Consider the following 14150-nt stretch of genomic DNA (forward strand, 5'->3'; position numbering starts at 1 on the left):
GCTGCTCGCTCCGCCAGACCAGGATGGAGCCATGCGCTACCTGATCCCCGCACCGATGCTCGCGAAGGCGGCTGCGGCCGTTCCGGATCCTGTCAAGACTCCCGGCGGCCTGCTGTTCGAACCGAAGTGGGACGGCTTCCGCGGGCTGGTCGCATGGGACGGAGAGTCGGTCGAGATCGGTTCTCGCGGCGCGAAGCCGCTGACCCGGTACTTCCCCGAGCTGGTCGACGCCGTCTCCCGGCTTCTGCCTGGGCCGTGCCTGCTCGATGGCGAGATCGTGGTCGCCACCGGCGCGAGCGGGGCGCAGCGGCTGGACTGGGAGGCGCTGAGTCAGCGTATCCATCCCGCCGCGTCACGAATCACCCGGCTCGCCACCGAGACACCGGCGATGTTCGTGGCTTTCGATCTGCTCGCCGAGGGCGATGACGATCTGCTGGACATGCCGTTCCACGACCGGCGGGCGCGGCTGGAGAAGCTCATGGCCGGCGTCGATCATCCGCTGCATCTGACCCGCACCACGCGCGATCGCGACGCGGCAGTGCGCTGGCTCGCCGAATTCGAGGGCGCCGGACTCGACGGGGTCGTCGCGAAGCCGCTCGACCAGCCGTACGCGCCGGGCAAGCGCACACTCGTCAAGATCAAGCACGCTCGCACGGCCGATGTGGTCGCGCTCGGCTACCGCGTCCACAAGTCAGGATCCGGAGTCGGCTCGCTCCTCGTTGGTCTCTACGACTCCGACGGGGTCCTGCGCCAGGTCGGCGGTGTGGCGGCATGGAGCGATGCGCGCCGTCAGGAACTCGTCGCAGAGCTCGAGCCCCTGGTCGAGCGCGACGACGAAGGAGAGGCGATCACCGGCGCGGGCGAGCGCTCCCGGTTCAGCGGTGCGAAGGACGTCTCCTTCGTGCGCCTGCGCCCAGAGCGCGTGCTCGAGGTGCGCTACGACCAGCTCGAAGGCGCCCGATTCCGGCATACCGTGCAGTTCGATCGCTGGCGCCCCGATCGCGAGGCGCGGTCGTGCACCTACGAGCAGCTCGACACCGTCGCCGGCTACGACTTGGCCGGCGTGCTCGCCTGACCGAGCGCCTTGCGCAGCAGAGCGGTGAGCTGTTCCTGTTCGTCGACGCTCAGGCGCCCGACGGCCGCGCGAGCGAAGGTGAAGGCCTCCTCGAAGCGACGGTTGAGCTCGTCTCCACGCGGTGTACGCGCGACCAGCCGTGCCCGGCGGTCGACCGGATTCGGTTCGCGGCTCACGAGGTCGAGGGCCTCGAGGCGCCCGACGATCTGGGTCATGTTGGAGGCATCGCATCCGAGCTCCGCAGCGAGCGCGCCCATGCCTCGTCGCTCCCCGAGACGCCCGAGAACGCAGGCCTGCGCCGCGCTGAGCGAGAGCTCGGCCGCGGCGACTCCGTAGGCACGGTCGTACACGTCGACCAGGTCGAACAGGATCGCTTCGGCCTCCGACGATGTCTGCGTGGGTCCGCTCGGCAGTGCCATCACCTCAGCGTAGGCGAGATACTTGATGCAATCAAGCATCCGTGATTCACTGTTCCTTGATCCAATCAAGCAACCGAGGAGCACGGATACCGATGAACGATGAGCAGGCCGTCAGCCCGATGATGAAAGCCGCCGTCCTCGACCGATTCGGCGGGGCGGAGGAACTCACGACACGCCTGCTCCCCGTTCCGGAGGTCGGCGAAGACGATGTCCTGATCCGCGTGTATGTCGCCGGAGTCGGGTCCTGGGATGCCGCCGAGCGACAGGGCGAATTCGAGGGGGCTTTCGACCTTCCGTCGAGATTCCCGTACGTGCTCGGCTGGGATGCGGCCGGAACGGTGGCGGCTGTGGGACGCAACGTCACCCGGTTCGCCGTCGGCGACCGTGTCTACGCGGCGACGACTCCGCTCCCCCGCGGTGGTTTCTACGCCGAGTACGGCGTCGTCGCGGAGGAGCATGTGACACGTCTGCCTGACCGGATGCCGTTCGAACAGGCCGGCGCGATGGCCTGGGACGCACTGACCGCGCTGAGCGGTCTCGACCTTCTCGACCTGCAGCCGGGCGCCTCGCTCATGGTCTTCGGCGCCAGCGGAGGTATCGGACACCTCGCCGTTCAGCTGGCGGGACACCGCGGTCTTCGGGTTCTGGCGGTGGCCTCCGGCGATGACGGCGTCGCTCTGGCTGAGCGCCTCGGCGCCGATGCCGTCGTCGACGGCCGCGCAGACGACGTGCTGGCCGCGGCGGCCACCTTCGCGCCGGATGGGCTGGATGCGGCGCTCGTCACCGTCGGCGGCGAAACCACTGAGCGCGCGTTGCAGGCGGTCAAGGAATCAGGGCGAATCGCCTGGCCGCACGGCGTATACCCCCTGCCCTCGGAAGCACCGCGCGCGACTCTCTCGCACTACGACGGCGACCGAAGCAGTACAGCTGCGGCACGTCTGAACGGGATCATCGACGCGAGCGACTTCGAGGTCCATGTCGCCCAGACGTTCGCGCTGGACGATGTCCGCAGCGCCCACCAGGCCCTGCGCGATCACTACGTGGGAAAGCTGGCGCTCCGGATCAGGTGAGCCGAACGTGGGTCCCGGCTAGGCTTCGGCCCTGGTGCCGTCCTCGTCCCAGTTCGCGGCGACCTTCTTGCTGGGCTGCACGCGAGGAGGCTCCCCCGGCATCTTCGGGAACTCCGGCGGGAACGGCAGCTCGCCGAGACCGTCGGCTTTGTCGCGCTCCCACCACTCCAGCAGCACATCGATCCGGCCCGGGTTGTCCTGCATGTGCGCCCAGGGGTCACCGACGTCGGCGAGACGCTGCGGGATGCTGCGCACGGTGAACCGCGACGGATCGAGGCCGTCCAGCTCTTCCCACTCGACCGGGGTCGACACGGTCGCGCCGGGAAGAGCACGCGGACTGTAGGCGCCGGCCATCGTGCGATCGCGATTCGCCTGGTTGAAGTCGACGAAGATCCGCTCGCCTCGCTCTTCCTTCCACCAGTTCATCGTCACCTGCTCCGGCATCCGGCGCTCGAGCTCGCGTCCGGCGGCGATCACGGCGTGGCGCACGATCAGGAACTCGTGCACTGGCTCGATCGGAGCGAACACGTGCAGCCCGCGGTTGCCGCTGGTCTTGATGAAGGCCTCCAGACCGGCGTCGCGCAGCACCTCCCGCAGTGCGTGGGCCGCCGTGATGGCATCGGCGAAGTCGGTCCCCGGCTGCGGATCCAGGTCGATGCGCAGCTCGACGGGGTTGTCGGCATCCGAAGCCAGCGACGCCCAGGGGTGGAAGACCACGGTGTTCATCTGCACGGCCCAGACGATGGCCGAGGGCCGGGTGAGGACGATCTGCGGATGCTTCCGCCCGCTGTTGTACGTCACCATCACGTCGTCGACGTAGTCGGGCGTTCCCTTCGGCGGGTTCTTCGAGAAGAAGCCCTCACTGTCGATCCCGGCGCGAAAGCGCTCCAGAGAGACCGGTCGGTGGCCGTTCGCGGCGAGAAAGGGCGTCGCGACCAGCTGGGCGTACTCGGCGAGCTCGGCCTTGGTGATCCCGGGTTCCGGCCACACCGGTCGGTTCGGGCTCGAGAGCGCGACTTCGCGTTCTCCATCGGGGTCGGCGACGGTCAGGGTCACTCGTTCGGAGGCCATGCTCCGACCCTATGGCGCGACCGCCGTGCGGGGAACCCCCGGCGTCAGTCGCCGAGATCGACGGCCAGCACGAGCACCGGCGCAAGCGCATCGCGCTCGACGACCAGCGAGGGACCCGCCGGGTCGACGATGACGCCGGCCATCTCGGAATGACTCGTCAGGACCTTGGCCAGCTGCTCCGGCCCGAACGGCAGCGGCCGATCGCCGCGCCCGAGCGCGAGCACCTCGAGCGGGTGCGAGAAGAGCTGGAGGAATCGCTTGCCGTCTGCGGTCTGCGCCTCGGCGATGCCGACCTGGCCCGATCCGTTCCCGTCATTCACCGCCACCCACATCCGCTTCGTCGCGAGCGCCTCGCCGACCTTCACCGCAGAATCGGCCTGTCGCGGCGCCGCCAGAATGGTCTTGACCGTCAGCTCGGGTTCGGCCTGCTCGAGCGCCTTCTGCAGCAGCTCGGTGGGGAAGACGACGCGATGCGGGGCAGATGCGTTGTCGACGATCAGCCCGGTGAACTCCCCAGCGACGACCTGTTGCAGCACGGAGGTGACCGGCTGCGCGACCGCAGATGTCGCCGACGGGTCGGTCTCCTGCTTCACGGAGTCACGGACCGCCGCGGCCGAGCTGAACGCGAGCATGAACGATCGATCGCCGTCGCGGACCACGGCGATCGAGAGCGGCTTGCCTTCGCTGATCTGCGCACGAGCATCGCCGTTCACGCGAAGGTACAGGTGCCCCTGCAGCGTCTGGCGCAGCACTCCGAGGAGCTGATCGTTGCTCGCGCCCTCGGCGATCTCCTTCAACGCTTCACGCAGCAGGACGTTGTCCTTCATCCCGGCGACCGTCTCGGTCTGCTCGGGCGGCAGCGCCGGCGCCAGCGGAAGCTTGCGCTCCGCGGGGGCGGCCGGGACCTGCGGGGCTGCGGGGGCTGAAGCCGGGGCAGACGCCTTCGCCTGCGCGGCATCCGGGTCCGGCAACGAGACCTCGGGACCCGCCTCCGCGCCGACACCACGGAAGGCCTGCACGGAGATGCCGATCGACGGGACGACTTCGGCGACCTCGTCCGGTGCAGTCTCCTGCGAGGACGCATCCTCGGCGGTCGCCGCGTCCTTGGCCTCTACGGCATCCGGAGCGTCTTCGGTCTTCTTGCGGGAGAAAAGGCCCATATCTGTCAGCCTAACCCGCGGCGCGGGCACCTGCTGCGGTCGGCGGCGCGCAGCAGGAGTCACACATGGCCGTCACCCGACCCACGACGCGACAATCTGCGTCCCCGCCCCCATGGCAGGGGTCACACATGGCCGCCACGCCGCCCACGTCACGACAATCTGCGTCCCCTCTCAAGCCCGCCCAGGGGACGCACATGGCCGTCACCACGCCCACGACGCGACAATCTGCGACCCCCGAGTCCCGATCGGCACAGGGGGCGGCGCGGGAACGCTGCCTAGATCTTCTCGATCGGCGCGACCTTGATGAGCAGTTTCTTCTGCCCGGCGGAATCGAAGCGCACGTGGGCGATGCGCTTCGCACCTTCGCCGGTCACGGCGTCCACGCGCCCCTCGCCGAAATCGGAGTGGCGGATACGGTCGCCGGCGGCGAGTTCGAGATCGCCGTTGTCGCGCATCTTCGCCGTGACCCGGTTCGGGAACTTGTCCATCGCCGTGGACAGCGGCTTGAGGGAGTCGCCGCCAGGGAGAGGCTTCACGCCGAAGCGATCGCCCGAGCCGGAGGATCCGAACCCGCCACCTGGTCGTCGGGCGTTCAGCGCCCTCGACTGCATTCCACCGCGGGAGTTCACGTCTCCCGGCGACTGCCGCCAGTCGACGAGGCCGACCGGGATCTCCTGCAGGAAGCGGCTCGGCATCGCGACCGTGACCTCGCCGAACTGCGCCCTGGTCATCGCGAGCGAGAGGTGCAGGCGCTTGCGCGCCCTGGTGATGCCGACGTAGAACAGCCGGCGCTCCTCCTGCGGACCGCCCGGCTCCCCCGCCGAGATCCGGTGCGGGATCAGATCCTCCTCGACACCGGTGACGAACACCGCGTCGTACTCGAGCCCCTTGGCGGTGTGCATCGTCATCAACGACACCGAACCGGATTCGTCATCCAGATCGTCGGCATCGCTGACCAGGGCGACCTCGGTGAGGAAGTCGACGATCGTGCCGTCGGGATTGTTGCGGGCGAAGTCCCTGGCGACGGCGACGAACTCGTCGAGGTTCTCGACCCGCGCCTCGTCCTGCGGGTCACGGCTCCTGCGCAGCGCGTCGAGGTATCCGCTCTTCGTCAGGAGAAGGCTGAGGCCGTCGGCGACCGTCGTCGGCGCCGGCACCTCTCCCGTCGCCGGCAGCATGATCGCGGTCGCCTCGGCGAGCACCCCGTCGAGCTGGGCGATGGCGGCCTGGATCTTCGGGCCGAATCCCAACTGGGGCGACAGGGAAAGAGCGTCGCGGAAGGAGATGCCGTGTTCCTCGGCGAATCGTGCGATGGCCGTCTCGGAGACATCACCGATGCCGCGCTTGGGCTTGTTCAGGATGCGCCGCACCGACATCTCGTCGGCGGGATTCGCGACCGCCACGAGGTAGGCGAGCGCGTCCTTGATCTCTGCGCGGTCGTAGAACTTGGTGCCGCCCATGACCTTGTAGGGGACGGCAGAGCGGATGAAGATCTCCTCGAGCGCGCGGGACTGGGAGTTCGTGCGGTAGAAGACGGCCATCTCGGAGTACGGCATCCCCGCGCGGCGCAGCGCCTCGACCTCGTCGGCGACGAACTGGGCCTCATCGTGCTGCGAGTAGCCGGTGAAGCCGACGATCTTGTCGCCGTCGCCCTTGTCGCTCCAGAGCTTCTTGTCCTTGCGGTCGAAGTTGTTGCCGATCACGGCGTTCGCGGCCGACAGGATGTTCTGCGTCGAACGGTAGTTCTGCTCCAGCAGCACGACACGTGCGCCGGGGAAGTCCCGTTCGAACTCGCTGATGTTGCGGATGTCCGCGCCGCGGAAGGCGTAGATGGATTGGTCGGAATCACCGACCACGGTGAGGGATGCCCCCTCGAGCTCCGGCGAGGTCTCGGGTTCGAAGATCATCATGCCGTTCGAGGCATATGGATCGGGAGCCTCGCTCGAAACCGGCCGGGTCAGCTCGTGGATGAGCGAGTACTGGGCGTGGTTGGTGTCCTGGTACTCGTCGACGAGGATGTGCCGGAAGCGGCGCCGGTAGGTGTTCGCCACCTCCGGGAACGCACGGAACAGATAGACCGTCTGCCCGATGAGGTCGTCGAAGTCGAAGGCGTTCGCCTTCTGCAGCTGCCGCTGGTAGTCGGCGAAGAGCTCGACGAAGATCCGCTCCGCCGGATCTGACATGTTCGCCTGACGCGCGTAGGAATCGGCATCCGACAGTTCGTTCTTGAGCTTCGAGATGCGCGACTGCACGGATGCCGGAGTCAGCCCGTACGCGTCGGCCTCATGCTCTTTGACCAGTCGCTTGAGCAACGCGCGGGAATCTCCCGAGTCGTAGATCGTGAACGATTTGGTGAAGCCGAACTGCTCGGCCTCACGACGGAGGATCCGCACGCAGGCGGAGTGGAAGGTCGAGATCCACATGCCGCGGGATGCTTCGCCGACGAGCGCGCCGACGCGCTCACGCATCTCGCCGGCAGCCTTGTTGGTGAAGGTGATCGCGAGGATCTGGCTCGGCCATGCCTCACGACTCCGCAGCAGCGACGCGATGCGGCGCGTCAGCACACTGGTCTTTCCCGAGCCGGCACCCGCCACGATGAGCAGCGCCTGGCCGCGGTATGTCACCGCCTCGAGTTGCTGCGGGTTGAGCCCGGCGAGGAGGTCGTCGGAAGCACCAGCGGACTCCGATGACGAGGAGCGTGGGCCGGCGGTGGAGGGGACGATGAGAGGAGCGTCGGTCATGGCCTTACGAGTCTAGGCGGGGCCTAGGACAGCGGAGTACGATCGGTGCTCACGACGAGGGGCGAGCGATGATCACCAGTCTGAGCGAGCAGAAGTGCTTCGATTTGCTGCGCACGACGACCGTAGGACGATTCGGCTTCGTGCGCGATGGCCGGGTGCAGATCATCCCGGTCAACTACTTCCTCGACGACCGTGACATCGTCGTCCGCACGGCGCCGGACAGCATCCTCAGCACGCTTCCCGCGAGTGAGCTGGAGGTCGCCTTCGAGGTCGATCATCACGACGACCTCGCCGGGACCGGCTGGAGCGTGCTGCTGAACGGCACGGTGTCCGCGATGCCGGTCGGCGAGCTCGACGCCCTTCCGGCCTCCGGCCGCGTCCACCCGTGGGCGGGTGGTGACCGCGACCTTCCTCTGCGGTTGCATGTGCACGCGGTGTCCGGGCGCAGCGTGCAGCGCCCGCGTCGCTGATCTCTCATCACGCGATTCGCCGCCGGCGCCGCGATGCCGGATGGGTCCCGGAGATGGACAGCAACGGCGGCACCGACGCCCGCCGAGCCGAGCGGGGTGCGCGGGCGACCCGCGCACCCCGCTCAACTCACACCGAGCGTGAACGCCGACGCGCGATCGCCGCTCCGGCCAGGAGGAGCATCAGCGCCAGCGCGATCGCCGCGACGGGTGCCTCGGAGCCGGTTGCAGCGAGCCCGCCACCGGGGGTTCCGGTACCAGGGCTCCCCGCGCCAGGACCCGTCGGCGTCTCACCGCCGGGGTTCTCGCCACCGGGGTTCTCGCCGTCGACCCCGGGGAGTGTGCCGGTCCGCAGCGCCTCGGACGCGAAACCGTCGGCGAACCACCACACCGGTCGCTGCCCGTCCACCGACAGCGATGCCGGAGCGGTGGCGAAGCCCTCGTTGTTGATGTCGGGCATTCCGGCGGGGCGCTCGAAGTGCGCCAGGCCCGGCTGTGCGGTGCCGTTCAGCGTGATCTCGGCCGAACGACCCTGGCAGCCGTCATCGCACACGGCCCACAGCACGTCGCGCACGCTGTCGTAGTCCAGCGCCATCACTCCGGCGAGTCCCGGTGCGATCTCGGAGACGAGGGTCGCACTCCCGTCGGTTCCGAGCGCGAACGCATAGACGTGACCGTTGTCCTCGATGGCCACGAAGAACAAGCCTCCTCCGCGACCGGCATAGTCCGCCGGGTCGTAGGCGGCACCGGTGTTGTCGTCGAAGAGCACGCCGGCCAGCGCCGCATCCGGAACCCACTCGACCGCCTCCATGCCGAGGTTCGCTCCGACTGCGGGAAGCAGAGCCGTCAGATCCCACTCCTGCTGCGCGATGAGATCACCGGCTGCGACATCCGGATCGACCTTCAGTACGACGTTCTGGTTCACGCCCTTGGCACTGTTGTCACGCTCGGACGCGACATAGACCGCGCCCTCGCCGTCGACCGTGATGCCCTCGGTGTCCGGGCCGGCGGCGCCGGGGTCCGATGCGTCCTTCTGGAAACGGATGCGCTTGCCGTCGTTCCAGCCTTCGGCCTTCACGACAGAACCGTCTGCGTGCGCATCGAGCTTCCAGATGCGTCCATCCCCGTTGTCGACCGCCCAGAGAACGGCGCCGTCCGCGGTCTCCTGGATGTCGAGCCCCGAGCTGTCCTCGAGGAACATCGGGATGGCGTCGAGCGCACGGACCTCGGCCGATCCCGGCCACGGCGAGAACGCGATCTCGCCGGCGCACTCGTTGGCGGCGCCCCTGGTCGGCTGAGCGGTCAGCGCGAAGGCACCGGTGATGTCGGGGCAGCGTCCCCAGCTCGTGGCCGCGTGCCCCTCGCCCCACGTCGTCTCGTCGACGATCAGGTCGCCGTCGAACACGCGCACCGCGTCGCCGCCGCCCAGACCGAAACCGAGCTGCGCGCGCTCGATGACGAGGTAGCCGCCTGCGACGATCGACGTGCCTGCCGGGATCGTGTAGGCGTGCGCATCGTCGTCGTCCTTCACGACGATGCCGGACACGTCGAGCGCGTCCGCTGTCGGGTTGACCAGTTCGACCCAGTCATCGGGGGAACCGCCATCGGATTCGACTTCGTTGATGCGCACGGGGCTTCCGCAGGCGTTGCGCGCGCCCTTGGTCGAGATCGCCTGATCCGCGAACTCTCCGGTGCCGTCCGCGCACCGCGCCCAGACACCGTCCGCGTGCGCCGGATAGACGTACTCGTCGACGGTGTTGCCGTTCGCATCACGGATCGTCACGGTGTCGCCGTTGCCGAGGCCGAAGCTGAACGCGGTGGGCTGGTCGAAGACGAAGTAGGCGCCCGGCTCGAGAATCGTGCCGGCGGGCAGCGGCGTCGCGTCACCAGCATGGCCGGACGGATCGTTGTCCATCACGGTCCAGCCGGAGAGGTCGACGGAGGCGCTTCCCGCATTGACGACCTCGACCCAGTCGGTGGCGTCGCCGTTGGATTCGATCTCGTTGATCGCGACATCCGGCATCACGCACGAGTTGGTCGCACCCGGGGTGGCGTGGGCGAGGATGAATGCGCCGACGCCATCGGGGCAGCGCGCCAGCGTGGCGGCGCTGAAGTCCCCGCCGATCGCCGCGTGGCCGTCCCACATCAGCGTGTCGTCGATCAGGGCACCCGCGGCGTCGTAGAGACGGATGCGGTCGGCGCTGCCGATGCCGATCGGATCGCGGAATGCGGCCTCCGTGCCGTCCACGATGCCGATCGTGCTCTCGTCGACGATGAGGAACTCCCCTGCGCCGATCTGGGTCCCCGGCCGGAACTGCCAGCGGTGATCGTCGGAGTTGTCGCGGATCTCGAAGCCGGAGATGTCGAGCGCCTCGCCACCGGGGTTGTAGAACTCCACCCAGTCGGCCGGCTGCGAGTCGACCTCGTTGATCACGATGGAGCCGGTGACCGGCACCACGGTGCAGTCGTTGGCCGCGCCGGGGGTCGCCGCGGTCGCGTGCGCCCACTCGCCCACGCCGTCGGCGCAGCGCGCCCACACGGCCAGTGGAGCCGTGTTCTCGTAGGCGTATGCGTCGGCCTCGGCGCCGGCCGGGTCGAACAGCACGACCTCGTCACCCTTGCCGAGACCGAAATCGAAGTCGACGTCCTTCACCAGCACGAGGAACTCCCCCGGAGCCAGTGTGGTGCCGGCCGGCGCGTGGCCGAAGGTGTCGCGCTTCTCGTCGGAGATGTACCAGCCATCGAGCGAGATGGGCTCGGCGCCGGCGTTGTAGATCTCGACCTGGTCGGCGAGTCCGGTCGCCGCGTCGTCGTAGACGATCTCGTTGAGGACGAGACCCGCGGGTGCGCCCGCAGTCTCGGTGATGCGGGAATCGGCGCCGGTGGCGGCGAGCGGTGCGGCGAACAGGGCGGCTGCGCTGAGCGCGCAGACCGTCGTGACCGCTGCCGCGGGGTGCAGGCGGGACATGGGGCTCCAGAGTGAGAACTCAGACGGGTGTGAGTCCACACCACCGATGCCGCGTGGCCGCACGGCGGCGTGCAGATGGACGAGAGGTGAACGGCGGGCGGCCAATCAACTCCCGACCGCGCCGGCATCTGCCGGGCGCATGCGTCAGGCGTAGTCCCAGCCACGACTGCGACAATCACCTCATGCGCACGATCCTGAACATCATCTGGGTCATCCTCGCCGGATGGGTCCTGTTCCTCGGCTACATGCTGGCGGGCATCCTGCTGTGCATCCCGATCGTGACCATCCCGTGGGCGATCGCGTCGTTCCGCATCGCCCGCTACGCCATCTGGCCGTTCGGGCGTGAGGTCATCAGCAAGCCGACGGCCGGCGTGGGCTCGTTCCTCGGCAACGTGCTCTGGGTGATTCTCGCGGGCTGGTGGCTGGCGATCGGTCACATCGTCTCCGGTATCGCGCTGTGCATCACGATCATCGGCATCCCGATGGGTATCGCCGACTTCAAGATGGTGCCGATCTCGCTCATGCCCCTCGGCAAGGAGATCGTGTCCACCCGGCGGGGTGCGTTCGCGGGGTAGCCGTACACTTGCCCGGTGGATGCTGACCGCCTGATCGCCTGGGATGAAGAGCTCCGCTCGGCGCACACCCGCCTGCGCGCCGCCCTTTCCGCCACGCGGGCGGCGCTGGATGCGGGCGACACCGCACCGGATGCCGCGTCCGAGCTGCTGCTCTTCTGCATCGGTTTCTGCTCGGCGCTGGACGGCCACCACCGCAGCGAGGACCGCAGCCTGTTCCCCGCGCTGCGCGACGAGCATCCCGAACTCTCCGGAGTGATCGACAAGCTCATGCAGGATCACTCGATGCTCTCCCACCTGCTGAACGCGCTGCGCAACGCCGTCGAACGCGATGAGGATACGGCGTCGATCGAACGCCACCTCGACGGGATCGGCGCGATCATGGAGTCGCATTTCCGCTTCGAAGAGCGGGAGATCCTCGCTCCCCTTCGCGCGCTGCGGCTCGAGAAGACCGTGCCGGAGGTCCTGGGACCGCTCTGATGCCCCCGGATCGCGGGCGAATGCTCAGTTGCGGAAGAAGCCCACGCCCAGATCGGGGTGATCGACGAACACGCCGTCGATCCCGGTGCGCGCGATCGCTGCCCACTCCGCCTCGTAGTCGCCGTACTCGCTGCGTCCGCCGGCACCGCGGAACTCCGCGGCCAGGAACGCGTTCTCCGGGCGGGCGGTCCAGGTGAACACCTTGAGGCCGCGCGCATGCGCATCGTCCACGATCGTGTTGCCCTTGGCCAGCAGCATCCTCTTGTTGACGCTGATGCCATCGACCTTGCCGACCAGACCATCGAGTCCCCGCGGCGTGACCGTGGCCTTGTAGCTGAGCGCCTGCTTGCCCTGCGCGACGAGGAGGTCGTACGGGCGGCCGGATGCCTCGATCAGATAGACGTAGGAAGCGGCGATCCCTCGTGCACGCAGGTGGCCGAGCACCGTCGATTCGAAGCACTCGATGATGAGGGGCAGCTCGCCGTCGGCCCAGCCTGCCTCGCGAAGATCCCGTTCGATCAGGGGAGCAAGGTCCAGGCCGATGCTCGCGAAGTAGGTCGCATGCTTGATCTCCAGCACCACGCCGATCTCGCGCCCGTGCTCGATCGAGCCGGCGCGCACGATGTCGAGCACGTCGCTCAGTCGCAGAATGGCCTGCGACCCGTCGAAGCTCGCGCTGGTCAGCCGCACCTCGGGCAGCCGCTCGCGGCTGCGCAGAGTGGTCAGTTCGGCCCAGGTGAAGTCCTCGGTGAACCAGCCGGTCAGTGCCTGGCCGTCGACGCGCTTGGTGGTGCGTCGGTCGGCGAACTCAGGATGCTCGGCGACGTCGGTGGTGCCGGAGATCTCGTTCTCGTGCCGCACGACGAGGACGCCGTCCTGGGTGGCGACGATGTCGGGCTCCACGGCGTCGACGCCCATGGCGAGCGCGAGCTCGTACGACGATCGGCTGTGCTCCGGACGGTAGCCGGGAGCGCCGCGATGACCGATGACGAGCGGTGATTTCCTGGGCACGCTCTCAGCGTAGAACACGCCACTGAGCGCACCGCGCGGGTATCGTGGAGGAAAGAGACCTACGCACACTTTGGAGTGAGGCCCACCATGAGCAATTTCGCCTTCAACAATCCGGCGTTCAAGCAGCAGGATCCGCGCAATGTCGCGACCTACCCCGGCGGCCCGCAGGCTGCGGCTCAGGGTGCGCAGTTCGGTTCCGCGCAGCACGCCGGAATGGATGCTGCCGCCAACGCACAGCTGGAGGGCATGTACGCCGGTCCGCCCGCCGGCGCGATCGAGACCGACCGGATGACGGTCGAGGACACGGTCTGGAAGACCGCCGCCCTCTTCGGCATCCTGCTCGTCACCGCCGCCATCGGCTGGGTGTGGACCCTCGGCGGCGTGCAGATCGATCCCCGCCAGGGTGTCTCGATGATTCCGTGGATGATCGGCGCCTTCGGTGGCTTCGTGCTCGCCATGGTGATCACCTTCACCTCGCGCAAGAAGGTGCGTCCCGCACTGATCTTCGTCTACGCGGCGCTGGAGGGCCTGTTCGTCGGTGGCATCTCCGCGTTCTTCGAGATGATCTGGCCCGGCATCGTCATGCAGGCCACCCTCGCGACGGTCGCCGTCGTCGGCGTGACCCTCGCCCTCTTCGCCAGCGGCAAGATCCGCGCGTCGAAGAAGATGACCAAGATCGTCATGATCGCGATGCTCGGCTACATGGTCTTCTCGCTGCTCAACCTCGTCCTGATGTGGACGAACGTGCTCCCGGCCGGCCAGGCGTTCGGCCTTCTCAGCCAGGAAGTCATGGGCATCCCGCTCGGCCTCATCATCGGCGTCCTCGTAGTCTTCATGGCCGCGTACTCGCTGGTGATGGACTTCGACCAGATCCAGCAGGGCGTGCGCAACGGCGCACCGCGCAAGTACGGCTGGCTCGGCGGCTTCGGCATCATGGTCACCGTCGTGTGGCTGTACGTCGAGATCCTGCGCATGATCGCGATCGTCCGCGGCAGCAACTAGTCACGACTCGAAAGAGGCCCGTCTCCGCCTGGAGGCGGGCCTCTTTGCATACCTGGTGACCCCGGCGCAAGGGGGTATCCGAGATGTCCCGAGGCCAGCACAGTGGACTCACGA

General features: G+C 68.2%; 12 protein-coding genes. 6 read left to right on the plus strand and 6 right to left on the minus strand.

Annotation, left to right across the window (positions count from 1 at the left end):
* Window positions 1-31 precede the first annotated feature (31 nt).
* Complete coding sequence (locus tag LTA6_RS01275) at window positions 32-1075, plus strand: ATP-dependent DNA ligase (RefSeq protein ID WP_341975632.1); 1044 nt, start codon at window positions 32-34, stop codon at window positions 1073-1075.
* On the opposite strand, the gene LTA6_RS01280 is transcribed toward LTA6_RS01275, so the two are convergent.
* Window positions 1048-1494, minus strand: a complete 447-nt coding sequence (locus tag LTA6_RS01280) for a MarR family transcriptional regulator (RefSeq protein WP_341975633.1) — start codon at window positions 1492-1494, stop codon at window positions 1048-1050. The two genes, LTA6_RS01275 and LTA6_RS01280, sit on opposite strands and share 28 nt — an antisense overlap.
* 92 nt (window positions 1495-1586) lie before the next feature.
* Here LTA6_RS01280 and LTA6_RS01285 point away from each other — a divergent pair, with 92 nt between their 5' ends.
* Window positions 1587-2564 (plus strand): NADP-dependent oxidoreductase, encoded by a 978-nt coding sequence (locus LTA6_RS01285; RefSeq protein WP_341975634.1) that lies wholly within the window; start codon window positions 1587-1589, stop codon window positions 2562-2564.
* A gap of 18 nt (window positions 2565-2582) precedes the next feature.
* Here the strand turns inward: LTA6_RS01285 and ligD are convergent, their stop codons facing one another.
* The 3 genes from ligD to LTA6_RS01300 all read right to left on the minus strand — a co-directional run bounded on the left by ligD (window position 2583) and on the right by LTA6_RS01300 (window position 7536).
* On the minus strand, window positions 2583-3635 hold the full coding sequence (ligD, locus tag LTA6_RS01290) for a non-homologous end-joining DNA ligase (RefSeq protein ID WP_341975635.1): 1053 nt from the start codon (window positions 3633-3635) through the stop codon (window positions 2583-2585).
* A gap of 44 nt (window positions 3636-3679) precedes the next feature.
* The gene (locus LTA6_RS01295) at window positions 3680-4795 is read right to left on the minus strand and encodes an SseB family protein (RefSeq protein WP_341975636.1); all 1116 of its coding nucleotides are present in this window, start codon (window positions 4793-4795) and stop codon (window positions 3680-3682) included.
* Between the two features lie 275 nt (window positions 4796-5070).
* Window positions 5071-7536 (minus strand): UvrD-helicase domain-containing protein, encoded by a 2466-nt coding sequence (locus tag LTA6_RS01300; protein WP_341975637.1) that lies wholly within the window; start codon window positions 7534-7536, stop codon window positions 5071-5073.
* A gap of 68 nt (window positions 7537-7604) precedes the next feature.
* On the opposite strand from LTA6_RS01300, the gene LTA6_RS01305 reads away from it, so the two are divergent.
* Window positions 7605-8006, plus strand: a complete 402-nt coding sequence (locus tag LTA6_RS01305) for a pyridoxamine 5'-phosphate oxidase family protein (protein WP_341975638.1) — start codon at window positions 7605-7607, stop codon at window positions 8004-8006.
* A gap of 127 nt (window positions 8007-8133) precedes the next feature.
* Here the strand turns inward: LTA6_RS01305 and LTA6_RS01310 are convergent, their stop codons facing one another.
* Window positions 8134-10971 carry a lamin tail domain-containing protein gene (locus LTA6_RS01310; protein WP_407358449.1) on the minus strand — a complete coding sequence of 946 codons (2838 nt, stop codon included), beginning with the start codon at window positions 10969-10971 and terminating at the stop codon, window positions 8134-8136.
* 182 nt (window positions 10972-11153) lie between these two features.
* Here LTA6_RS01310 and LTA6_RS01315 point away from each other — a divergent pair, with 182 nt between their 5' ends.
* Window positions 11154-11546 (plus strand): YccF domain-containing protein, encoded by a 393-nt coding sequence (locus tag LTA6_RS01315; protein WP_407358450.1) that lies wholly within the window; start codon window positions 11154-11156, stop codon window positions 11544-11546.
* A 15-nt stretch (window positions 11547-11561) separates the two neighbouring features.
* Window positions 11562-12023, plus strand: a complete 462-nt coding sequence (locus tag LTA6_RS01320) for a hemerythrin domain-containing protein (protein WP_363544979.1) — start codon at window positions 11562-11564, stop codon at window positions 12021-12023.
* Window positions 12024-12047: 24 nt separating this feature from the next.
* On the opposite strand, the gene LTA6_RS01325 is transcribed toward LTA6_RS01320, so the two are convergent.
* The gene (locus tag LTA6_RS01325; RefSeq protein WP_407358451.1) at window positions 12048-13034 is read right to left on the minus strand and encodes a glycerophosphodiester phosphodiesterase family protein; all 987 of its coding nucleotides are present in this window, start codon (window positions 13032-13034) and stop codon (window positions 12048-12050) included.
* Between the two features lie 87 nt (window positions 13035-13121).
* Between LTA6_RS01325 and LTA6_RS01330 the strand changes: the two genes are divergently transcribed.
* Window positions 13122-14036 carry a Bax inhibitor-1/YccA family protein gene (locus LTA6_RS01330; protein WP_407358452.1) on the plus strand — a complete coding sequence of 305 codons (915 nt, stop codon included), beginning with the start codon at window positions 13122-13124 and terminating at the stop codon, window positions 14034-14036.
* Window positions 14037-14150: the final 114 nt, after the last annotated feature.

This window comes from Microbacterium sp. LTA6 (assembly GCF_045690355.1).
In the GTDB taxonomy this organism is placed as follows: domain Bacteria; phylum Actinomycetota; class Actinomycetes; order Actinomycetales; family Microbacteriaceae; genus Microbacterium.

Coding starts and splice junctions, on each gene's coding strand:
- LTA6_RS01275 (WP_341975632.1), top strand. CDS start 32: ATGCGCTACCTGATCCCCGCACCGATGCTCGCGAAGGCGGCTGCGGCC.
- LTA6_RS01305 (WP_341975638.1), top strand. CDS start 7,605: ATGATCACCAGTCTGAGCGAGCAGAAGTGCTTCGATTTGCTGCGCACG.
- LTA6_RS01280 (WP_341975633.1), bottom strand. CDS start 1,494: ATGGCACTGCCGAGCGGACCCACGCAGACATCGTCGGAGGCCGAAGCG.
- LTA6_RS01330 (WP_407358452.1), top strand. CDS start 13,122: ATGAGCAATTTCGCCTTCAACAATCCGGCGTTCAAGCAGCAGGATCCG.
- ligD (WP_341975635.1), bottom strand. CDS start 3,635: ATGGCCTCCGAACGAGTGACCCTGACCGTCGCCGACCCCGATGGAGAA.
- LTA6_RS01315 (WP_407358450.1), top strand. CDS start 11,154: ATGCGCACGATCCTGAACATCATCTGGGTCATCCTCGCCGGATGGGTC.
- LTA6_RS01285 (WP_341975634.1), top strand. CDS start 1,587: ATGAACGATGAGCAGGCCGTCAGCCCGATGATGAAAGCCGCCGTCCTC.
- LTA6_RS01295 (WP_341975636.1), bottom strand. CDS start 4,795: ATGGGCCTTTTCTCCCGCAAGAAGACCGAAGACGCTCCGGATGCCGTA.
- LTA6_RS01310 (WP_407358449.1), bottom strand. CDS start 10,971: ATGTCCCGCCTGCACCCCGCGGCAGCGGTCACGACGGTCTGCGCGCTC.
- LTA6_RS01300 (WP_341975637.1), bottom strand. CDS start 7,536: ATGACCGACGCTCCTCTCATCGTCCCCTCCACCGCCGGCCCACGCTCC.